Genomic DNA, 22,517 nt, shown 5'->3' on the forward strand with positions numbered 1-22,517 from the left:
TAACGTGACAGCGCCCCTCTAGCCTCCTCAGACCTCACTCACTACGTGCGTATATTTCGGCAAGGTCGCTCAAGTCCCAATTCCCGCCACTCAAAACTGCGCACACTTTTTCATCCGGTTTGACTTTGATGGAACCGGCCAGCAAAGCACCAATACCAATTGAGGCGGCCGGTTCAGCGATCAATTTCGCATCCCTGGCGAGCGCACGCATGCCCGCGATGATATGTTCGTCTTCAACGAGAACAATCTCATCCACATACTTTTCAATAATCGGCCACGGGTTTTGGCCCGGAACGCTGATTCGCACCCCATCCGCGATGGTATTCTCCAGGGGAAGCGACGTGCGTTCTTTGTTGATCCGGCTTTGGAAGTACTTGGGCGTCAAGGCGGGTTCCGCACCTATGACACGCACCGATGGCTTCGTTTCCTTGATGGCGGTAGCGATGCCCGAAATCAGGCCGCCGCCCCCCAGGGGAACGATGACGGTGTCCACGTCCTCCAGATCCTCGAGGATCTCGCACCCGATCGTTCCCTGGCCGGCCATGACAAGCGGGTCCTCGAAGCCGTGAACCGCCGCATATTTGTTCTCTTCTGCGATCTCGCACACCTTTTTCCATCGGGCGGCCGTGTCGCCGTCGAAAAGAATGACTTCGGCTCCCATGGCTTTGGTGTTCTCGATCTTGATCTTGGGGGTAGTCACCGGAACGACCAGGGTCGCCTTGACGTCTAGCATTCTGGCGGCATAGGCGATCCCCTCGGCATGATTCCCGGAAGAAGTCGCAATGAGACCGTTGGCGATCGCTTCTATCGGAAGTGACAGTGCCTTGTTAAGAGCGCCCCGAATCTTGAAGGCACCGGTAATCTGCAGCGTTTCAGGCTTGAGATAGAGCTGGCAACGAACGGCTTTCTCGATTTTTTCCGCGCGCAGTATAGGCGTACGCCGGATATGAGGCTTCAGCCGTGCCTGGGCTTCGTGAATGTCCTAGATGGTAGGGTAGTTGCGCACTTGAAAAGTCCTTATTTAAAAAACTCGAAGAATGTTCCAACCTTGTTTTCGATGGCGTTCCGATAGATTTGTGTCGACGTCGTGTTGTCCTGAATGGCCATCCCGGTGGAGTCGAAGATCGTTATTTCCTCATCACTCTCTCTTCCCGGCTTCTTGCCCAGCAAGACCTCGCCGATCTCTGCGTGGATCCTGGCTTTGGTGATGATGTTCTTGCTCAACGGATGCTGAGTTTCGCCTTTTTCGCTGCACTGCACGATCGAGTCAACGACTACTTTTGCATTCCTGAATATTTCAGGATCGAATTCCTGCTTCCCCTTTGTGTCCGTTCCGATCGCAATGATGTGTGTACCGGACTTTACCCAGCCGGCTTCCACCAGAGATCCTTTCCCGCGCGTCGTCGTAATCAGGATATCCGCCTGCTCAACAGCTTCCTTTTTGGAGTTCGCCATCACCACGGGAATGCCCAACTCGCTTTCGATATCCACTTTGTACTTTGCGAGTGATTCCGAGGTGTGATCCCATGTGGAGCGGCCCCACGTATCTGAGGACACGAGGACTCTCTTAAAATAAGGGATAGTCTTGTGCCTATCAGTAAGCCTAGTCATTACGTGGAAAGCATCGAAATTCTGACCGAGCCGGAGCGCCGTCGTCGGCGCACGGCGCAAGAAAAAATCGCCATCGTGCAGGAAACATTGGAGCCGGGAGCGTCGGTGTCGGCCGTTGCACGTCGGCACGGCGTCAACGCCAACCAAGTGTTCGGCTGGCGCAAGCAATACCAGGAAGGCAGTCTGGCGGCGGTGAAGGCAGGCGAAACCGTTGTGCCGGCATCTGAGCTGGCCGCCGCCATCAAGGAAATCAAGGAACTGCAACGGCTACTTGGGAAGAAGACGCTGGAGGTCGAAATCCTGAAAGAAGCCGTGGAATGGGGCCGTTCAAAAAACCTGATTGCGCGCTCGCCCTTGCTGCCGGGGGACGACCGATGAAGACGGTCTGCGAAGTTCTCGGCGTGGCGCGCTCTGCCGTGGCGGTGAAGCGAGCTCGCTCGTCCGACTGGCGCGATGGTCGCCGTGCCCGCGTGACCAACGATGCCGGGCTGGTCGAGGAGATTCAGGCCCATGTGGCGCACCTTCCCACCTACGGCTACCGCCGTGTCTGGGCGCTGCTGCGCCGCAGTCGGGAGCAGAGCGGTGCGCCGTGCATCAACGTCAAGCGCGTGTATCGGGTCATGCGGGAGCATCAGTTGCTGCTGCGCCGCCCTGGCGTGCGGCGAGATAAGCGGCGACATGACGGTCGCGTTGCGGTGGACCGCAGCAACACCCGCTGGTGCTCCGATGGCTTCGAGTTTCGGTGCGACGATGGTACGCCGCTGCGCGTGACGTTTGCGCTGGACTGCTGCGACCGCGAGGCGATTAGCTGGGCAGCAACGACCGGCGGGCATAGCGGTGATGTGGTGCGCGACGTGATGCTGGCCGCCGTCGAACAGCGCTTCGGCACCACGCAGGCCGCGCAGCCCATTGAATGGCTGACGGACAACGGCTCGGCCTACATCGACCACCGCACGCGCAGCTTCGCTCGCGAACTGGGTCTTGAGCCGCTGACCACACCGGTCCGTTCGCCGCAGAGCAATGGCATGGCGGAATCGTTCGTGAAGACCATGAAGGACAATTACGTCGCCTATATGGACAAGTCTGACGCACCAACAGCGCTCTCGCGTCTGGCTATCGCGTTTGAACACTAAAATGAGCGCCACCCGCACAAAGCCCTGAAATACCGCTCGCCTCGCGAGTTCAGGCGTAATGCGGTGTCATCAACCTAAGAGGCCAGTTCAAAAACCCCTGCTCAGCTCGTCGGAAGATGTTCCAACAGATGAGCGAGCAGCCAAGTTTCAGGAATGCTTCGTGAATGTAGGCACGTCGCTCAAAGCGAGTGCGTAGGCGACGGAAATTGTGGAGCCAGGAATGCGTACGTTCGACCACCCAACGATACTTGCCCAGACCACTGCCATGCTCGGTCCGGCGCTTGGCGATCACCGGCTTGATACCGCGTTCGCGCAACGCGCGACGATGTCGGGTGCAATCGTAGCCGCGATCGGCGTAGACGACGCCGGGCTTCTGAAGCGGTCGGCCACGAACGCCGCGGATGGGTGGGATCGCATCAACGAGCGGCAGCAACTGCGTGACGTCGTTGGTGTTCGCGCCAGTCAGGATCGCAACGAGAGGAACGCCGTTGGCGTCTACGAGGATGTGGTGCTTGGAACCGGGTCGCGCGCGATCCGTGGGGTTCGGGCCAGTTTTTCGCCCGCCCCAACGGCGCGCACGGACGACGAATCGACCGCAGCGTATGACAGATCGATTTGGCCGGTCGCACGCAACTTGTCGAGCAGCAACTCGTGCAGTTGGTCCCATACACCAGCCTTTTGCCAGCCGCTCAATCGCCGCCAGCAAGTGGCGCCCGAGCCAAAGCCCAGACGAGTCGGCAAGTGGTTCCAACGAATTCCCGTTTTGAACACGAACAGGATACCGTTGAGCGCCGCACGATCGGACACGCGCGGACGACCAGGATCGCTCTTCGCGCGAAGCTTCGCAGGTGGCAGCAATGGTTCGATCAGTATCCACAGTTCGTCGTCAATGATTGGCGCTTCCATCCTTGGACTTCCCTTGTTCTGATGCCCAAGGTTAACAGCTTGCCGAGGAAGTAAACAACCCCTCTCCGGAGTTTTTGAACTGGCCTCTAACGGTGTCCGCGTGTCCTGAGTTACAGGGGCAACTCCACCATGCATGGATCTCTGCAATCTTCATCACCTCATTGATGGCCCGGATTAGCATCCTGGCCTGATTTCCGGTACCGATCGAGGTGATCTTTTTCGCATTTTTCCTTGCGAGTGCTTTGACGGAAACAGCCCCGCACGCCCCGGTTCTGAGGCCGGTGATCAAGCTTCCATCCATCACGCAAATCAGCGCGCAGGTCCTCGCATCAAACAGCAGAATGGTCCCCATGCCGCTCGGCACGCCGTATGTGCCCGGGTTGTCGGGAAAGCCGCCGGAAGACGCTTTCATGGAGATGATTTCGTTGCCTTTGTAGTAACCAAGCTTGAAGTCGATATCCCCACGCGGATGGAGGTCGATCCCTATGTAGTCAGGTTGCACCACCTGGTCATTGTTAAAAGCCTTGTATGCTTCTTCCACCGTACCGATGACTTCCTTCATGCGGATCAGTCCGCGTACTTCCTCTTTCTTGAGCAGCAGTGTTTTCATCTCATTGACCTTTGTTTCTCTCGATTCAAGCCGGCCGATAGATCGCGGACACCTTCGCCACGTTCTCGCGGCTCTCCCAGCTGCACCGGGCGCCCTGTTTGACGGACGATGAAGATGTCGTCGCGCTAGAAGGTCGGGCTGCGTCCGGCTTCATCCACGAAGCTCACGCTGCCTTCGGGCAGATACATGAACTCGTAGATGCGGTAGGTCATCGCCCGGCGCTGATAGGGGAGCGAGTCCCACGTCCCGCAGAGGAATACGCCGTCGCTTGAAGAATGATCGGTGTAGTTACGGCATGCCGGCGCCGGCGTGAGCAGAAGGTCGGCCGCGGGTCCGCCCGACGGGCCCATCTCCGGGTTCTGCCTGATCGGCACGATGACGCGTTTCTCCGGCTGGCTGTCGTGGTAGCGCATGAAGATCACCGATACCGGTCTCCTTCTGCCGACCAGGAGAACTTGGCGCCGTGCTGGATTACCGCGCTCATTTCCGGCCCTAGCACGAGCGTGTGGTCCTGCTGGGTCAGGGTGCCGTCGCGGATAGTGATTAATTCATCAGCCGGCTGGCACTCGACCGTGCCGCTGCCGGCTTCGAGTGCAATGGAGCCAGCGGTCACGGGTCCGGACGGAAAATTCAGCAGGCGGCGGCTCGCCAGGAAGGAGTCTTGCCCGGAGGAAGCACTCAGGGGGATGCCCTGGCTCCTGTCGCGCACAAACTCGCGCAGATCGATGAAGGTTCGCGTCACGGACTGTACCGCCGCTGCATCCTGCAGATTCGACATGGTCTGTTCTCGATTCGTTGGGAGTGTGAATGAACGTCAGGCCGACTGCATCGCGTGGCTGGCAAAGCAGTCGATGTGGTACTGCCGGATAGGGGTGCTCGTGGGGCCGGTATGTATCAGTTCCGCCATCACGTCGCCCACGCCCGGCCCCAGCTGGAAACCGTGTCCGGAGAAGCCGAAGGCGTAGTACAGGTCGTGCACGCGCGCGCTCGGCCCTATAACCGGCCGACTGTCCTCCATGCAGCCCTCGATTCCGCTCCAGACGCGGATGATGTTGAGGTGCGCGAACGCCGGGATTACACGCGGCGCCTGGCCGCGCAAGCGTCCCACCTGTTCGAGCGGCACCCCGGCGGCCTCCGCAACAACTTCGGCACCCGCATGTCCGCAATATCTACCCTGACAGCGCCCCATGCCCACGCGGCTGAAGGTTTTCGCGCGATTCGCTTCCTGAGCGCCCATTGTCCATACGACCCGGCGCAGCTCGCCCGCGGTAATGGCTTCGCAGCGGCACACGATGGCGTCGTTCGGCAATTGCGCTGCCTGCAGCGCCGGCCATGGGAACGCCTGCGCCAGTTCCAGCCGGAACCGCTCCATGCGCACCAGCTCCGCCCGGAGCCGCTGCCATTCGTCGTGCAAGGCCGGCAGCACGAGGTCTTTCAGGGCAGCCATGGCCGCGAGGCGGCCGCCGATCTCGGCCGCATCCGCCCCCAGCACCTTGATGCCATCACCGACCAGATATACGCCAGGCATGCTTCGGGTTTCCTGTCAGATGAATCACGCCTGGCGCAGTTCGCTCGGCGGCTTGGTTTCGGGGTACGTCCATGCTTTCATGGTGACACTTCTGGAACGTCGCCCTTGAAATCATTAAAGCATGTGATGCCTGTGCGAATGCCTCAATTCTGACCGGCTACAACACACATTCGATCGAATTGGAGTCCCTGCTTAGCAGGATTTGCTGCATGGAGTTTGGTCGTATACACACCTTGCAGGCATGACGGCCCTCGCGCGCAGCACGACGTTTTGCAGAAAGGCATTGACGGTTGCCATGCATGTCATTTCACTCGTCCCGCGCGAAATCGATGAGGACGCTTTTCTGATGCAGGTCTGCCTCGTAGGCCTGATGTCCCAGGTCCTTGCGATGCCCGAGCGCTTGTAGCCGCTGTGATGTCCGAAGTACGGCCGTACCGGTTGATCCATACGGCTCCAGCTTCGATACTGCGCGCCATACGCAATGCCCGGCCAATGTCCGCAGTATGCACTCCCGCTGCCAGCCTGTAGTCAGGATGGTCGGCAAGCGCCAGCGCTTCTTCTTCGTCGTCGAATAGCTGGACAGTGAGGACCGGACCGAAGATTTCGCTTTTCACCGCCTCCATCTGGACATCAACGTCCGAGAGAATGGTCGGCAGATAGTCGCTCACAACAGTCCACCCGAGCGCGACCATAGTATCCCGCTGCTCGAGCATCAGCGCGGCGATTACCTCCACTCCGCGGTGCCAGGCCGAGTCGCTTACTGCTGTCTCATGACTGGAACCTGATCAGAGTTGTGAGGATTTCGGCCTGCATCGCGGCCACGGCTGTGGGCACTGGTTGGTGTGTCGCTGATTGATTTCCCGCACGGGCTGCGAACAGCGGCGGGGGTATCGGTACCGCGACGTGCGTGTTCTAGCTCGTCGCGATTCGGCGCGTGATGGAGGCGGGCGGCCCGTGGCAGTCGTTCTAAAACGAGTAGGCGAGCGACGCGAACAGGCTGCGCGGCGCCCCCGGCGTGACCCACAGGCTGTTGTAGGAGCTGACGTAGGTAGTGCGGTTGAACAGGTTGTTCAGCACGACCGACGCGCGCAGGTGCTTGTCGATCTGCACGTAACCGTTCAGCTGCACGGTCGCATAGGCCGGCAGGTCGAAGCCGTCCTGCGTGTTGGAGGTATTGCCAGCGCGGCGCCCGACATAGATCACGCCGGCGCCTGCGCCGGCCTTGTCCGCGAACGGCAGCGTGGCCTCGTACATCAGCAGTGCGCTGCCGCTCAGCCGCGGTACGTCGACGAGGCGCGAGCCGGGCGCCAGCACGGTATCGCGCATGACCGCGGCGTCGACATACGCGAAGTTGGCGATGCCGCGCAGGCCATGACCGAGATCGCCGCTCCATTCGAATTCGACACCGCGGCTGCGCACTTCGCCGGCCGCGCGCGAGAAGCCTGCATTCCCTGGATCGGCGGTCAACACGTTGCGCTTAGTCACGTAGAACGCCGAGACGGTCGTGAGCCAGCGTGCGCCGGCCCATTTCGCGCCGACTTCGTAGCCATGCCCCTTCTCCGGATCGAACGCGCGGCCGTATACGTCGGCGCCGTTGTTCGGCCGGAACGAATACGCGGTGTTCGCATACAGCGACAGCGCGGGGCTCATCTCGTACACGATGCCGAGGCGCGGACTCAATGCGGTCTGCAACTGGTGGCTCGTCGTGCCCTTCAGGCGGTTCTCGACCGACTGGTGAAAGCGATCCCAGCGCAGCCCCGCGAGGAGTTTCCAGTGCGGCCCGAACGCGAGCGTGTCCTGCGCGTAGACGCCTTGTCCATTGTCGCGTTCGAGCAGGTCGGTCGCGGTGCGCGGCGTCGGCGCGGGCTGGCCGTAGACCGGATCGAAGATGTCGATCGCATACGGCGCCGCGGCGGTCGGCGTCGAGCGCGCGACGAATTGGTCGTAGTTGAAGCGGTACGCATCGACGCCCATCACGAGCGTATGGCCGATGCCGCCGGTACGGAACGAGCCGCTGGTTTCGACGCGGCCTTGCAGGTCGTTCGAGTGAAACTCGACTTCCTTGTAGCGCCGCCACAACGTGCGGCCGTCCGGCTGCAATGCGAATGCCTCGGACGTACGACCCGACAGGTCGGTGTTGCGTTGCGCGACGCCGGCATTGATCGACCAGCTGGAATCGATATGATGCTCGAGCGTGAACTGGTGGCCCGTGTTGCGCACGTCGTAGTCGCCGTCGCGCGGCTCGCCGAGGAAGCGCGACGCGGGGATCACGCCGAGCTGGCCGTTGACCGCCAACACGCCGCGATCGAGCGGCGCGCGCTGGCGCACGCTCTCGAATTCGTAATGGAGCGTCGTGTCCGCGCCGATGTCCCACGTGAACGCCGGCGCGAACAGGTAGCGTTTGCTCGACACCGTATCGCGAAAGCTGCCGTTGTTCTCGTTCATCGCGACGAAGCGGTACGCCAGCGATTTCGTGACGGGGCCGGTCGAATCGAAGGTCTGGCGCAGTGCGCCGTAGCTGCCGGCCGACACGCCGATGGTGTTCGCGCGCGCAAACTGCGGCTGCTTCGTCGTATAGCTGATGATGCCGCCCGGATCGCCGCGCCCGTACAGCGCCGACGCCGGCCCCTTGAGCACTTCCATGCGCTCGAGGTTGACGGTGTCGCACGGGACGCCGATGCCGCGATTCCACGAAAAGCCGTTGACCAGATAGTCGGTGCCGGACGTGTTGCCGTCGCCGGCGAAGCCGCGCACCGCGTAGTTGTCCCACAGGCCGCCGAAGTTATTCTGACGAGAGACGCCCGCGACCCAGTCGTAAAGATCGTCGCCGCGCGTCGCGGCCACTGTCTGGATCAGCTTCGTATCGACGCTGCTGACCGCGAACGGAATCTCCATCACGTCGGCCTCGCTGCGCGTCGCGCTCGTCGATTCGCGCGTGCGGAACGGCGTCGTCGCGCGTTGCGCGGACACCTCGATGGTCGGCAGCGCCGTTTCCTGTGCGTAGACTGTGCCCATGCCGGCCGTGCCGACGACGATGGCCATCGGTGCGGCCGCCCAGTTCCTCCTGCTCATACCGCCCCTTTTCGTGTCGTTCGCGTTTGGGCACGGCGGACGGCCTGCGCCGGCATCTGTGTTCCAAACAGTACATTTGCGTGGCAATTTAATGCAAATGAGACGCGTTTGCAATAGTAGGCTGAGCTTGTTGTGTTTGAGTTGAAGTGCGGCGCGCGGAGCGGTGAATCGGCCCGAGTTTTTCGGAGACCTCAACTCTTGAGAGAATGGGGTCATGGGAACCTTAAAATCTGAAAGCAATGTAAAGAAGAAGGTCCAGCCGAAGTACTCGTCGTAGATGCGTGCTCGCGCCGTCCGGATGGTGCTGGACCACCTGCGGGAATACGAACCGGAATGGGCGGCTATCAGCTCGATCGCGGCGAAGGTCGGCTGTACACCGGAGACGCTGCGTAAATGGGTCAGGCAGAAGCAGAAGGGGCGAGGCCAGCGCGCCGGTGCCACGACGGCGGATCTGAGCGCCTACAGCGCGAACCGTTCGCACTGACGCCAAGGAAAACATGAGCAAGTCATGGGATTTCGCTGTCCAGCGCTGTCTGCAGTATCAGGCGGGTTCGGATAGTGATCAAACGTTTTCTTGATGACCGGTCGTAACCAGATCTTTGCTGCATCGTGGTTGAACCGCAGATACCAGCGCGTTTACGCGGAGGCTAGCAAAAACTACGCCGATTGGCCAACCTGAACAATGATCTGCGCGAGCACCTCAAGCTGACCATCAATCTCATCCTGGTCGACGTCGAACAGGTCGAACATTCCCATGCCACGCAAGCTGGCAAAGACGAGACCCGCAAATTGCTGCGGATTCGCATGCTCGAGCAAGCGGGGAAAACCCGCCGAGCCGAGTCCGATTTGACGCAAGCAGCTCGCATTCTGGCGGCCGCGCCGCTCGTTCGGACGCCGCCGGGACCGGTGTCGACATCGATGTCCACGTCGATCGCCGTAGCGTACCCGGCTACCAGTGTAGTGCGGCCCGAAGTCCCAGAGGTACGTGCGCATCCGCGCAAGCTGAAGATCGGCACCGGTCAGGTAGGTTGAACCAACGTTTCCGAGAGGAGGACACCATGTCAGTCGAGGTTCCACGTCCCATCGATCCGGCGGTGCATCCCTTGGCGACCGGCAATTACCGGATCGCTACGCCGGCCATCGAGGCATTCTACGATCTTGTCACGAAATGTTTGCGTTATCGCATCATGGGCCAGCTTTATCACTACAGCACGATCAAATCGCAAAACTAGGAATTTGGACAACGCGCGATCGTAAATTTCCTCGCTGCGACGGGGCGACGAGCAGTTGACAACGGTCTTCGCGACGCTCGCCTCGTGACAACTTTATTGCGCGGCGCACAACCTCATGAATTCACGAGGGTTTCGCATCTCTCGGTCGACGACGGCCGGCGAATTGACATCTTCACTTCGCAAACTGTGACAACATTATTTTGGTCTACGGACGCCGCTGCGTTGCTCGCGCTCGAAAACTGGGCCGACGAGTACTCGACCGGAATTTTGGGGGTGTCGAGCGATGGGGACTGGCAACGCTTCTGTGCGGGATCGACGTGGCTCTACCGGACGCCCGACCTGAGCGACGCGCCCAGCGCATTTCAGGACGAGACCGCACGGTTCGCCGCCCGGCGTCTCGCGGAGCTTTCGATGGCGGGCGGACCGCTCGATCTGGCGTCCGCGCTGCTCGAAGCGGTACGGAGCGCGAACGGTGCGATCAAAGTGCAAGTCGCTTCAGGAAAAGTCGAGCATTGACTGAAGTTCCCGCAACTCTCCTCTCTTTGCCAGTTGACTGACTTTAGCCGCAAAGGGTGCATGCCGCGGTGCCGCCTGAGCAATCTTTTCCGCCCAGTCAAGCAAATCGGATATCGCGCCCAGCTCGATCAGCACGCGTGCTTCGTCGAGCAATACCGTGGCAGGTGGTTCGAGAAACGGTGGATCTTGCGATGCCGGCTGCGCCAGTCGAAGCTCACGTTGCATCTTCAGCAGCGTAGCGATTGTGTTACGCAAATCGGCAAGACTGATCGGCTTGAGAAGCTGGGCGTCGAAACATTCGCCCGCATCCGGCCGTGCTGCCTGGCTAAACGGCACAGCGGAAACGAGAACGACTGGGACATGTGGATGGCAGCTTCGTGCAGCGGCCAACACGTCATGCCCGGATGCCTCTGGCATGAGTCGATCGGTTAGGATGAGTGCCGGAATCGGGCAATCCTTCGCAATCAGTCTCCGGACCGCTGACGCGCCATTATCGTAGGCTTCAACCTCGAACCCGAGGCTGAGCAAATCTCCGCGCAACAACTCTCGGATCTCGGCTGTATCTTCGGCCAAAAGGACGAGTTTTCCATCTCCGTCTATGAGCGGGAGCGCGTCAGCCGATTCATGCATGCGCAGACTGTCGACTCCCGCTTCGTCCACCTCATCGACCGTAAGCGCGATGACGACCTTCGTTCCGATTCCTGGGGTACTGTCGAATGTCAAGGTCGCCCCCATCCGGTCGGTCCATAGCTTGACAATAGAAAGCCCCAAACCGATACCTGGCCGATGGTGGTATTCCCCTACACGCACGAACGGCTCGAAAACGCGCTCGTGATCGACGATAGCAATGCCGCACCCGCTGTCGGATATGGAGAAGCGCAGATTCCAGCGCCGCTGCGTGCTATCGACAGGATCCGCGCTGACGGTCAGCAGGATACTGCCGTGGTTCGTGAACTTGGCTGCATTGTCCAGAAGGTTGCCAAGCACCTGGTGCATACGCTGTTCATCAAGCTCGATGACTGGCGGTAGATCTCCGACGACGTTTAGAGAAAACTCATTAGCGCTGCGATTCGCGAGTGCATAGCCATGCTGTGAAACGGCGTCCAGTAGAGCGTAGGTGTACACAGGTTGGGGTGACAGCGTGTCCGCTTCGCGCCCCCTAGCATAGTCGATCAGGTCGTTGACCATACCGAGCATGTGGTTGGCGCTGCGGCGGATGACTCGACCGCGTTCCGCATCCTCGCGACCATCCGCTTGGATTAGATCGGCGAAGCCGATAATCGATGTGAGCGGCGTTCTGAGGTCGTGGCTGATTCGGGCGAGGAAGTCGCTCTTTGCCCGTATCGCACCGTCGGCCTGCTCAAGTGCGCTACGCAGCTCGCGGGTACGTGTGGCAACCGCATTCTCGAGTCGCTCCTGAGTGGCCTCGCGTTCAGCCCAAAGCAGCCGCTGCACTTGTCGCTGCTCAAGCAGTAACTGACGCGACCTGCCGCCGACGATCATCGATAGCAAAACCAGCACGCCGATACTGTCCCAGATCTGTGCGGTGCCCGCGCTAAAACTGGTGGAAATGAATCCGGATAGCACACCGAGGCGAATGAAGAGCGTCGCACAGTCGGGAAGAAACGCTATCAGAATAAGGCGCGCGTTCGCCACCTTGCGCCGGTACGCATGAGCCACGGATGCTATCCACACCAGATTGCAGAGGAGTGTGCCCTGGATGGCGACCGCTGCGCTTGTGCGATAGTCCCCGAACGCGGTCCAGGCGGCGGCGGCGACAAGCGCCGCAATCATGATCTTGTAAGACCAGCGCCATGCACCGAATTTGTCGAGTCCAATGAACGAATACAGCAGCGCCGAGAACAGAGCGACACTGATGTTGCCCGCGATGCTCGGCAGGCGCACGAGCCAGTCGCCACCCTGATGAAGAAGCAGCGCGTAAAGATAGCCTTCGAAGGCTAGTTCGTAGATGACTTCGGACACCACGGTTGCCGTCAGTATCACGAAGACACGGTCGCGCCACATAGCTGCAAGCACTGCCGAGAAGACGGCCATCGCGAGCATGGCACCTGTCAGCAGCATATGCGCGGTGATGCTGCGCTGGGCTTCCACGTGGAAATTCCTCGGGTGCCAGAGATGCAAGGACAGCGTCAGCGATGAACGGCTTCGCACGCGGATCAGATACCGCATTTGCTGGCCAGGTGTCAGCGTGACGGGAAACGCGGTACTGACGGTTTCGAGCGGCCGGTTCGCGATCGGCGCTCCGATTCCGGAACGGTAGCGCACCTTGGCCGCGTTACCATCTTGATCGACCACGTAGAAAGCGACGTCTTCGAGACGTACTGGATCGACCGAGATCCATCGCGTGGTGGTTTGCGCGCCTTGATTTGAGAGTGTGCCGGCGATCCAGATGGTCGACGACGTGAAACCTCGTGACAGCGTGCGCGCGGTCGCACGCTGCCAGCCGTCGCTGCGCAAGACGGTGTCAGCTGCGAGGTTTGCCGTGCGATCGTCGAACAGCATGACGTCGTTCGCCAGCGATCGGTACCCGGAACCTGATGCGACGTCGATTGCCTGTGGCCATCGAAGGTCAGCCGAAAACGCGCTCAATGCGAAAAACATCAGCAACCACGCCAGTGCCAGCTGGCTACCCGCATGCGTGCGTCGGCCGATCATGGATTGGTCAGCGCTTCATTCGCATGGCTGCCCGCGCGGCGAAGCATACTCGGGGAGACGCCAAAACGTGTCTTGAACGCGGTCGCGAAGTTCGCACCGTTCGTATAACCGACTCTACGCGCGATGGTCACGATGTCGCTGTTGCTCTCGAGCAGCAGACGCCTCGACTCCTTGAGTCGTTCTTCTCGAATGTAGTCGAATATTGTGAGCCCGATGCAACGTTTGAGCGCTTGCGATAGCCGACGTGGTGAAGTACCGATCCGAGCGGCAAGCGCTTCGACGTCGGGTTCGTCGGCGAAGTTGGCGAGCACGATGGCCTTGACTTGACGGAAGAGCGCGAGGTCGATATTCGTAACATCCTGATTAAGCGGCTGGACGCCTGCTGTCGGTTCCGATTCGGTCGCAATGCCATTCAATCTCAAGTGCATGGCAACGCGCAGCTTTACCTCGTCGAAATGGAACGGCTTGGTGATGTAGTCGATCGCACCTGCCTCGAGGCCGGCAACGCGTTCCTGGGGTTGGCTTGATGCGGTCAGGAAAATCAACGGTACGTCTGAAGTGGCCGGATCGGCCTTCAGTCTGCGGCACGCAGTGAGCCCGTCGCAACCCGGCATCTTGATGTCCATCAGAATCAGGTCCGGCCGGACGGCACGTGCCTTGTTCACACCGTCTAGGCCGTCGCTCGCCACGAATACGCGAAAGTCCTGTTGTCGGAGGAATTCGGCGAGCAGGCTACGATCGTCGAGGTGGTCATCGACAACAAGGACGCGGGTCATAAATCAGCGGCTCGATGTGCTGCGCGCGGAGAGATCGGACGGATGCATATTGTGTTGCCAATAATAATGATCATTCGTTGTGCCGCAATGTCACCATCGCGTCGGCGGAGCAATGTACCGCAGGAAGGATATCTCGGAAACCGGCAGCTGTCGGCGGCGGGCGAAAATAATATCCGGCACCAAACAAAACAGACCGATTCGCAAAGTATTGCACTGCGTCATACATCGAATTGCTTTATCCGCGACTCGTTTGGAGAAGCGCCGAATCGTTTTCGGTACGCCGTCGAGAAATTCTGCCGGGTTCCATATCCCACTGCCTCGGCGATCGTCTGGATGTCGATAGTCGTTTGTGTAAGCAGGCTTGCCGCATATTGCATGCGCGCTTCGAACAGGAACTGCGAGACCGTCATGCCGGTGCATCGTTTGAAGACCAGGTTCAACCGCAAAGTATTCGTGCTCAACGTACGCGCGAGAGACGGAACGGGGGATGCTTCGTGAAGACGGGCAAGTAGATGGTAGCGGGCGTCTCGAAACAAGCGCGTATCCAGCGTATCGCCCGGATACGCGGCAGTGTTTTTGCCGCATGCGTAACGGCCTGCACGCGCATGGATGCTGAGGCGCAGGTGAACCTCCTTCAGATCGAAGGGTTTGGACACGTAGTCGATGGCACCTAACCGTAGCCCTTGTACGCGCTCGGCGGGTTGGCCGGCTGCCGTCAGGAAGCAAATCGGGATCGCGCGCGTATCTGGAACAGATCGTAAAAGGCGTGTGGTGGTCAGGCCGTCGCATACCGGCATGCCTACATCCATCAGGATCAGGTCGGGAATAATGGCCAGCGCCTTGCGAAAGCCGTCCTGGCCGTCGCATGCGACAAAAATGCGGCAACCGATGCCGCCGAAGTATTCCGCCAGCAGCAGTCGATCGTCAGGATTATCGTCAATGATCAGGATCCGCATTCCGGAAATGTCGCTGGAGCGTGATCGTTCAATTGCTTGTGGCATGTAAATTTCGCAATCGATTGGCGAGAGAGTCCGATGGCTTTATCTACCCGGAGCGCCGGACTGTTTACGGGCGAGATTTCTCTTCTTCCGGGTTAACGGCAACATCCGCCGCTAACTTGAGCTCGCAGCTGATGGTCGGCTCCTTCGAGCACCGAGTGCGACCCCGGTTCGGTCTGGATCTCGGCATCCCGTCGCGAGCCCTGTTCTCGGACGAAGATTTTATCGAGCCCGGCAAACCTTAGCGACAGTCTTTCAAAGGCCTGACTCCCACTTGCATATTCCTCCGCGGTATCGTCCGCTCCAACGATGTGGCGAGTACTCCACATCCCGCAACCGAATCGATACTGCATACGCCGCTTGCGTCGCAAGTCGATGGCGAGTCGGCGAGTGGCCAATCACCGACGGGGAAGCTATGCGAATAGCGCATCGAAATATAGAGAGAATTCCGACAATGAAAAATGAGAGGTCAACGATCCTCGGTACGCGGGTTTTAGGTGTGGGGCTGTTGACCAGTGCGGCATTGGCCGGCTGCGGCGGGGATGCTTCTCCGAATGTGCAGGTTTCAGCATTCCCTAGCTGCAGCAGTACCGCTCACGTTCCGAGCGTCGACGGATATCCGGTGTACAGGGTACAGCCAGGGAATGTCGACAAATGCTCAATAGCTGCGCATTACGATGCCGGCTATGCAATCGTGGCCGACGGCGATGTCGACATCTGGGGGCCGACCGACGATATGCCGGTCTTCAAGGTCGATAGCGGCGTCGCCGCAATGGAGCCAAGCGGCACGGATGGCATCATCAGCACGGTACCGGTAGCTTCATCGATCCCTGTCGCCACGAAGAGCGAGCAGTCGTCGGGCTTCATCCTGGCGAAATCCGCCGTCGACGGCGCGCCGGTAGAGTGCCAGATACAGGACGGCACCACGGACGGGAACGGCATCGATCGCTGCCTGGACCCGGTTCGGGCGAGCCAGGCGCGGCAGCGTCTGACGAAATCCGCAGTGCAGTCGGCTATGGTGCGCGCGACGGTGGACTCTCCGGCGGGCATCGCCGGCAATGCCAATCCCGACCCTTCCGCATGGACCCTGCTCGGCAACAGCTCGCAGGAAGTCAGCCTAGAGTCGTACACGGACAATTGGTGGCAGTCCGACCAAAAGGCCGGCAGCGCGAAACTCCAGTTTTCGTTGTATCGCCTGAATTCAAGTACGCAGAACGACTATTATCTCGTGAAGGCTAACTGGGAAACTACGCCTCAACCGCGAATCAACAAGACGCATCCGACGCGCAAGGATACGTGCGTGAAGGGCGATTACTGCGGTTATTACAACAACCTCCACGATATGGCATTTTCCTTGTCAGTCGTCAGGGGCGGTGTGGTGATCCAGGGAAATGTCGATAATTACATGCCCAAAACCGTCGAGAGAAACACCACGGTGACGCAAAAAATGGGCGGATCTCTTTCGTTTGGAGACAAGGGCGTAACTGCGTCGGTAAGCGGAGAAATTGCGACTTCGTATACTTATTCCGCACAAAATCTGATTTCGTCTTCGGACCATGGCATCGCGGAGTTTATTTCTTCCCATGCGACGTCGGCCAGTGATATCTGGAAGACCGATCCCACTACCGTCGGCACGGCCGGGACGGTTGCCTGGGTATTGTTCAGCGTGCCCGAGGGAGATCCAGCCGTCGAAGAAAGCGTGCAGATCAAGGTTTCGAAATTCGAGGGCAATTTCGGTCTGCGGGCTGACAATGACCTGATATCGAGAACGTATCTGTACGACTACAAGCTGGCCAAGCCTTACACCGTTAGCTATTCCACTCCGGCATTCGGCGTAAAGGTTCTGAACGACGACGGCACGACCCGACCAGTCCCTGCCGGACGAAATAACGCGATACGCCTGAAGGCCGGGGAATCCACGGAGCTGCAGATTTCGGCGGGTGATTATTCCACGCCGATCAGGCTGGCTTGGCAAGTCACCAATTTGCCCGACTGGCTGGTGGCGTCGGTCGAGAAAGGCAGCGTCAATAGCGGCAATGGACGTGTCACCGTCACGGTGCGGCCGAACGCGACGCCGGGCGTGCTTGGCTACGTGATGATCAATACGAGCCCGCGTGCGGCCGCGGCGTCGATGCGCAACCAGGATATCGCCGTACCGATTCAGGTCGTTCAGTAACAGGCGGGGGCATCGATCGTCCGCATTTGCCGAACGCATTCGCAGGCGAAGTATTTACGGGATTGGCTCGGTCATTACGAATATTGGCCGAGCTATCTGAACACGCGTCCAGTTTCTTAATGACGAACCGGTCGCACGGCAAAATATAACTGAATAAAAATATCGCCCTCCAATTTGGAGTTCGAATTCATTGTTGAAAAATGGAGTAGATATCGTGAAATCCTTATCAATTAAAGTGGCAGCACTCTCGCTAGTCGTGTTTCTGGCATCGTGCGGTGGTGACGACACTGCGTCGCCCCAACCGAAGCCCCAGCCGCAAGCCGCTACCACCGTGATGGTTTATATGCTCGGCTCCGATCTTGAGAGTGGTCGTGGAAACGACGAGGCGGGTAGAAATGCTACGAAGAACCTCGAAGAGATGTTGAAGGCAACCCTGCCGTCCAATGCCAATATCGTGATCGAAACCGGTGGTGCGAATGTCGTCAACGATCCCACCCGCCTCGTTCCGAACTGGATCAATGTAAAGCGCCATGTCATCGCCAACGGCAAGCTTCAGCAGGTCGCGGATCTGGGCAAGGTCGACATGGGGGCGCCGTCAACCCTGTCCGATTTCATTGCGTGGGCGAAAAGCAAGTATCCGGCAGGCAATTACAAGCTGCTGCTGTGGGATCACGGGGGCGGTTGGACGGGATATGGTGGCGACGAGAATTTCAACGGGTCGCAGATGACATTGCCGAATTTGTCGAAGGCGATTGCGGACGGCGAGAAAGCAGCGAATATTCGCTTTGATCTGATCGGCTTCGACGCATGCTTGATGGCGACGGTTGAAGTCGCGAGCGCACTGAGCCCGTATGCCGACTATCTCTTGGCGTCGCAGGAACTCGAACCCGGCAGCGGCTGGAACTGGACTACTGTCGTGGCCTCCGCGACGCAAGACGCACGTACGTTTGGGAAGTCGGTTGCCGATTCGTACATCGAAAAACAGGACGGCGAGCGGGAATTCAGTACGCTTTCGTTGATCGATCTGAGCAAGATCGCTAACGTTCAGACTACGCTCGAATCCTGGACGGGAACCGTGCTCTCGGCGATTTCCGGTTCGGATGACAGTTGGGCCCGGGTCGCCTGGATGCGGGCGACCTCACTGGGCTTTGGCGGCAATGGTAGCGGCACCGACAGTAACTCCTCCCTCGATCTGGTCGATCTGAAACAATTCTCCCGGAACATCGCGGACAAGGTTCAGGGTTCCGTTGCGCTGGCCAATGCGATCAGTCAGGCGGTGGTATATAGCAACACCAGTGCGAATTACAGCAGCGCGTCTGGCCTGTCAGTCTACTTTCCGTCTCGATCGTTCAAATCTGGCGCAACACAGTCACAGTATCAGGCGATCGATTTTTCGCCGAAGTACCGCGATTTCACAAGCAAATATATTTCCGCCATCGCGTCCAAGCCGCATATCAGCGATATCAATGCAGTCGTCAGGGGAGGGGCGATTACCGGGAGCGTCTCCAGTGACGCCGGGATTCTTTCTCTCGATAATCTTCTTTTTTCCAATGTCGGAACGGATGGTACGGCCACGCTGGTGGGCAGCAACCCCCTGGTCGATATAAGTCAATTCAGCGCATCGCAGTCGTTCAATGTGCCGCTGTCGGCCGACTGGCCTACGCTCGATGGCTACCCGGTGATTCTCGGCTATCTCTATGCTGACGATAACAATAAATACTGGGGTGTTCCCATCGAACTGAACGGAGAGCTGACCTATCTCTTGTACCGGTCCGATTCCAGTGCAACGGTGCCGTGGACGGCGATAGGCACGACATCGGCGCTCGCAGATCGCGTACCCCGAGTGATGCCGTTGCCCGACGCGGATGACAAAGTTCGCATCCTTGCCGCCAAGTTTGACACCACGACAGGGAAGGCGACCGATCTCGTTCCGGCGACGCCCGAGTTCAGCCTGGCAAATTTTGATCTCCAACTGACCCCGGTGCACGGTAGTTTGAGCCAGGCAATTATGGCGACCGATTCGACACACAGCGTCCAGTTTACGAATATTTATCCGCGTAACCCCTGAGCTGAAAAGTGTGGCCCGCCGTAAGCCGAATGGTAGAGACGGGCCACGTGCCTTAAGCGAGTCAATATATTCGCCATTGATGTGTGGCAGGGTATCTCTGTGCCACGACGGCTGGGGTGTTCAAACGCAAATGGCATTTGCTTTTCGAAGCGCTCAAAAATTTCGTGATGGGTTTCAGACTCAGGAACGGTCCCGCTTCACGTATCTGTTACGTCTCGCGTGGTTACCGTGGTGGATTGGTAGCGCGGAAATGGCGTTATTGGCAAGGCTCAATGGTGAATCATTCATCGATTTAATATGAAGTCCTTTGATGTGCGCGGGTGAATAGGTGCTATGCATGATGAACATTCTGTACACCAACTTCCACGGCGATTACGGCGGCGGCCAGGACACCTACGTCCGCGATCTCGCCGTCGCGATGAGCCGCCGTCACCGCGTGACCGTGGCGTCGCCGGAAGGCAGCCGCCTGTCGCGACTGCTGAGTGATAGTCCCGACGTAGCGATCTTCGACATGGAATTCAAGCCGCGCTGGAACCGGCTGTGCCGGGAGATTCTCAGGCTGCGCCAGCGGATCGCCACCGAACGCTTCGACGTGATCCACGTGAACGGGTCCGCCGATCACCGGCAGGTAATGCTGGCGCTGCTCGGCTACCGGTATCGACCAGCGGTCGTGCTGACCAAGCACAACACCTATCGCGCCGACAGTTTCGGCAACCTGCTGCGTGCCCGGCTGGCCACCGACCACACGATCGCGGTCAGCGACTACGTCGCGAACATGCTCGCGCTGCGCTCGCCGTACAGCGACGTCACTGTGGTCAAGCACGGCGTGCGCCGGCCGGCTGCCGAACGACTCGCGGCCGACGAGATCCGCCGCCGCAAAATCGCGCTGTTCGGCGCGTCCAGCGCGGATGCGATTGTGCTGGGCAGCAGCGCCGGCACCGCGCCCGAAAAAGGTTGGATGGACCTGATTGCCGCGCTCGGCCGCCTGCCGGAAGCCGAGCGCGAGCGGTTTCGCGTGCTGCTGGTCGGCGCGGAGCCGTCCGGCGAGCAACGCGAGCAAATCGCGCGGCACGGCATGGCGTCGCGCACCGCGTTCACTGGGCGGCTCGACGATGTGCGGACGCCGTTCTCGATCATCGACGTGTCGTTCGTGCTGTCGTACCACGAGAGCCTGTCGTATGCGTGCCGCGAAGCGATGTCGCTGGGCTGCCCGGCGATCGTGACGCGAGTGGGCGGGCTGCCCGAGAACGTCGAACCGGGCGTGGACGGCTGGGTCGTCCCGCCGCGCGAGCCCGCGGCAATCGAAGCGATCCTGCGCGCGATCGTGCAGGAACCCGGCTGCGTCCGTGCGATGGGACGCAGCGCGTGGCTGAAAGGCAAGCGCGAATTCTCGTTTGACGAGTTCGTCGACGCGACCTTGTCCGTGTATCACAAGTCGATTCGACACAACCCCTACCGCTGGGTGACTTCCTTGAGATCCACGAAATGGCAGTGAATATATGGAAGAGGTACCGGGACCTGCGCCACAAGGAACCGCCGGCCTACTGGAAGGCCGCACCGATCATCGCGCGGTGGCCCGCCAGTGCCGATTTCACTGAGGTCGGAGACCTCAAGACCCTACGGATCTTCCACAAGGCCACGTAATCCCGCTTTCCTGCGACCTGTTCGATGCTAACACGCCCCCCACGCTACCCGATCCTAATGTACCATCAGATCCGCCCGCTACCGCCGCCGACCGACCAGCTGCGCAGCCTGAGCGTCACGCCCGACGCGTTCCGCCGCCAGATGACGCTGTTCAGGCGGCTTGGCTACCGCGGCCTGAGCGTGCGCAAACTCCAGCCGTACCTGCGTGGGGATCGGCAGGGCAAGGTCTTCGGCATTTCGTTCGACGACGGCTTTCTCAACGTGCTGACGCATGCGATGCCCGTGCTGGACACGCTAGGGTTCACCGCGACCTGCTACTTCGTCGCCGGTCGGTTCGGCGGCGCGAACGACTGGGACGCGGGCGCGCCGACCACGCGCTCGCCGCTGATGACCTGCGAGGACATGCTCGCGTGGCGCGATCACGGCCATGAAATCGGCTCGCATACGCTCGATCACGTCGCGCTGTCGTATGTGCCGGCGTCTGTTTCGGCGTTTCAGTTGACCGAATCGAAGCGGCAACTCGAAATGCTGAGCGGTCAATGTGTCGAATCGTTCTGTTATCCGTACGGCAATCTCGATGCACGCGTGCGCGAGCAGGTCATCGCTGCCGGTTACGGCAACGCGACGACGACCCGGCACGGATGCGCCGGTGCAAACGACGATCCGTTTTTGTTGCCGCGGATTCCGGTCGCGGGCGGGGTCGGGGCTACGAGGCTGTGGTTCAAGTGTGCGCGGGTATCGCTAGGTCAGGCCGCAATGTTTCTTTCGCGTCGAGAAGGGACGGCAAACTGGTTCATGATTTCCAGTCGAACGCATCCCAGTTCCGCAAGGAATTCGATGTGATCGTCAAGCACTCATGCTTGTCATAGCGCGGTAAGCGCGGCCCGCGTATGAAGGTGATTTACCGGACGAACTTGCATTCGGCTTGTACCCGAACATCTTGAACGCGAAGAGCACGTTCATCTGCCCACCGACGATGACTGCCCGATTGCGGTGGTCAGCTCGGGCCGCTGGGCGAAGACATCGCGGAGCAACCGAATACGTGTGTGCGCACTTTCGTGTGATCCGTCATCGCCGTCCGAAGCTGGACTACGCGCGCTGTGATCGCCTCGCGCAGGCTGCGGCCCCGAGCCGCCCGATCTATCGGGGCATCCCGAGACCAGCGCTGCGCGCTCACATCGCCGTGTCGAAGTTCGCGTACCATCTCCCCCTGCACCGCAAAGCGGTGATGTACGCGAGTGACACCGTCGGAATCGATCCGGGCGCGATGGGGTATTGGATGGGTAGCATCGAGGCGCTGCTCGCACCGTTGGTCGACACCGTGCGCCGCTCCGCGCTGGCCGGCGGCAAGGTTAATGCTGACGACACGCCGTTGCCAGTGCTGGCGCCCGGCAACGGTCGCACAAAGAGAGCACGTCTGTGGGATACGTGCGTGATGACCGGCCGAGTGCCTCCGAAGAGCCGCCGGTGGTCTGGTTCGCTGCTCGAACAGGTTGGTCTCCAGCTTCCGTGTTCGCTGGCTTCGATACGCGGCGATCGCAGCAGTGATCTCTTCGTCGATACCGTCAAAC

At 59.8% G+C, this 22,517-nt stretch carries 15 protein-coding genes and 7 pseudogenes; 10 read left to right on the forward strand and 12 right to left on the reverse strand.

Translation table 11 applies throughout. From position 1 onward, the window contains the following. Positions 1–34 precede the first annotated feature (34 nt). Together VXM69_RS32370 and VXM69_RS32375 are read right to left on the reverse strand one after the other, a co-directional pair. Positions 35–979 carry a threonine/serine dehydratase gene (locus VXM69_RS32370; protein WP_367190383.1) on the reverse strand — a complete coding sequence of 315 codons (945 nt, stop codon included), beginning with the start codon at positions 977–979 and terminating at the stop codon, positions 35–37. Positions 980–1,017: 38 nt separating this feature from the next. After that, positions 1,018–1,518, reverse strand: a pseudogene (locus tag VXM69_RS32375) (ornithine cyclodeaminase family protein); the annotation flags it as partial. A 105-nt stretch (positions 1,519–1,623) separates the two neighbouring features. Here VXM69_RS32375 and VXM69_RS32380 point away from each other — a divergent pair. Further along, a pseudogene (locus tag VXM69_RS32380) lies at positions 1,624–2,822 on the forward strand (IS3 family transposase). On the opposite strand, the gene VXM69_RS32385 reads toward VXM69_RS32380, so the two are convergent. The 7 genes and pseudogenes from VXM69_RS32385 to VXM69_RS32415 form a co-directional block, all read right to left on the reverse strand. Then, positions 2,794–3,650 (reverse strand): IS5 family transposase gene (locus VXM69_RS32385; RefSeq protein ID WP_367190246.1). Its coding sequence is split into 2 segments (ribosomal slippage): positions 2,794–3,302 and positions 3,302–3,650, totalling 858 coding nucleotides; the frame shifts between segments, so codons are not numbered across the junction. The pseudogene VXM69_RS32380 and the gene VXM69_RS32385 sit on opposite strands and share 29 nt — an antisense overlap. Positions 3,651–3,777: 127 nt before the next feature. Next, positions 3,778–4,260 (reverse strand): annotated as a pseudogene (locus VXM69_RS32390) (ornithine cyclodeaminase family protein); the annotation flags it as partial. 125 nt (positions 4,261–4,385) lie between these two features. After that, on the reverse strand, positions 4,386–4,673 hold the full coding sequence (locus VXM69_RS32395) for a cupin domain-containing protein (RefSeq protein WP_367190247.1): 288 nt from the start codon (positions 4,671–4,673) through the stop codon (positions 4,386–4,388). A 5-nt stretch (positions 4,674–4,678) separates the two neighbouring features. Beyond that, entirely contained in the window at positions 4,679–5,038 is a 360-nt protein-coding gene (locus VXM69_RS32400) for a hypothetical protein (RefSeq protein ID WP_367190248.1), read from the reverse strand. A 36-nt stretch (positions 5,039–5,074) separates the two neighbouring features. Next, positions 5,075–5,782 (reverse strand): annotated as a pseudogene (locus VXM69_RS32405) (FAD-dependent oxidoreductase); the annotation flags it as partial. A 313-nt stretch (positions 5,783–6,095) separates the two neighbouring features. Continuing rightward, positions 6,096–6,441, reverse strand: a pseudogene (locus tag VXM69_RS32410) (aldehyde dehydrogenase family protein); the annotation flags it as partial. Between the two features lie 313 nt (positions 6,442–6,754). Further along, positions 6,755–8,860, reverse strand: a complete 2,106-nt coding sequence (locus VXM69_RS32415; RefSeq protein ID WP_367190249.1) for a TonB-dependent siderophore receptor — start codon at positions 8,858–8,860, stop codon at positions 6,755–6,757. 277 nt (positions 8,861–9,137) lie between these two features. On the opposite strand from VXM69_RS32415, the pseudogene VXM69_RS32420 reads away from it, so the two are divergent. The 4 genes and pseudogenes from VXM69_RS32420 to VXM69_RS32435 all read left to right on the forward strand — a co-directional run. Further along, a pseudogene (locus tag VXM69_RS32420) lies at positions 9,138–9,311 on the forward strand (transposase); the annotation flags it as partial. A 215-nt stretch (positions 9,312–9,526) separates the two neighbouring features. Further along, on the forward strand, positions 9,527–9,892 hold the full coding sequence (locus VXM69_RS32425; RefSeq protein ID WP_367190250.1) for a hypothetical protein: 366 nt from the start codon (positions 9,527–9,529) through the stop codon (positions 9,890–9,892). Between the two features lie 26 nt (positions 9,893–9,918). Then, positions 9,919–10,092, forward strand: coding sequence for a hypothetical protein (locus VXM69_RS32430; RefSeq protein WP_367190251.1), 174 nt, complete (start codon positions 9,919–9,921; stop codon positions 10,090–10,092). 84 nt (positions 10,093–10,176) lie between these two features. Next, positions 10,177–10,608 carry a hypothetical protein gene (locus tag VXM69_RS32435; protein ID WP_367190252.1) on the forward strand — a complete coding sequence of 144 codons (432 nt, stop codon included), beginning with the start codon at positions 10,177–10,179 and terminating at the stop codon, positions 10,606–10,608. On the opposite strand, the gene VXM69_RS32440 is transcribed toward VXM69_RS32435, so the two are convergent. The 3 genes from VXM69_RS32440 to VXM69_RS32450 all read right to left on the reverse strand — a co-directional run bounded on the left by VXM69_RS32440 (position 10,588) and on the right by VXM69_RS32450 (position 15,016). Continuing rightward, positions 10,588–13,284 (reverse strand): 7TM-DISM domain-containing protein, encoded by a 2,697-nt coding sequence (locus tag VXM69_RS32440; protein WP_367190253.1) that lies wholly within the window; start codon positions 13,282–13,284, stop codon positions 10,588–10,590. The genes VXM69_RS32435 and VXM69_RS32440 overlap by 21 nt on opposite strands. Then, a complete protein-coding gene (locus VXM69_RS32445) occupies positions 13,281–14,060 on the reverse strand; it encodes a response regulator (RefSeq protein WP_367190254.1) in 780 nt (259 codons plus the stop codon). Before VXM69_RS32445 ends, VXM69_RS32440 begins: the two co-directional genes overlap by 4 nt. Before the next feature lie 218 nt (positions 14,061–14,278). After that, positions 14,279–15,016, reverse strand: coding sequence for a response regulator (locus VXM69_RS32450; RefSeq protein WP_367190384.1), 738 nt, complete (start codon positions 15,014–15,016; stop codon positions 14,279–14,281). 496 nt (positions 15,017–15,512) lie between these two features. Here VXM69_RS32450 and VXM69_RS32455 point away from each other — a divergent pair, with 496 nt between their 5' ends. The 5 genes and pseudogenes from VXM69_RS32455 to VXM69_RS32475 all read left to right on the forward strand — a co-directional run. Continuing rightward, positions 15,513–17,234: a hypothetical protein gene (locus VXM69_RS32455; RefSeq protein ID WP_175868182.1), complete on the forward strand. Its 1,722-nt coding sequence runs from the start codon at positions 15,513–15,515 to the stop codon at positions 17,232–17,234. 214 nt (positions 17,235–17,448) lie between these two features. Continuing rightward, positions 17,449–19,302, forward strand: coding sequence for a clostripain-related cysteine peptidase (locus tag VXM69_RS32460; protein ID WP_367190255.1), 1,854 nt, complete (start codon positions 17,449–17,451; stop codon positions 19,300–19,302). 340 nt (positions 19,303–19,642) lie between these two features. Further along, entirely contained in the window at positions 19,643–20,797 is a 1,155-nt protein-coding gene (locus VXM69_RS32465; RefSeq protein ID WP_175028081.1) for a glycosyltransferase, read from the forward strand. Between the two features lie 173 nt (positions 20,798–20,970). Next, positions 20,971–21,789: a polysaccharide deacetylase family protein gene (locus tag VXM69_RS32470; RefSeq protein WP_319001389.1), complete on the forward strand. Its 819-nt coding sequence runs from the start codon at positions 20,971–20,973 to the stop codon at positions 21,787–21,789. Between the two features lie 78 nt (positions 21,790–21,867). After that, positions 21,868–22,428 (forward strand): annotated as a pseudogene (locus VXM69_RS32475) (transposase); the annotation flags it as partial. Positions 22,429–22,517 lie beyond the last annotated feature (89 nt).

It is taken from the genome of Burkholderia sp. Ed8, from assembly GCF_040761425.1.
Lineage (GTDB): Bacteria > Pseudomonadota > Gammaproteobacteria > Burkholderiales > Burkholderiaceae > Burkholderia > Burkholderia seminalis.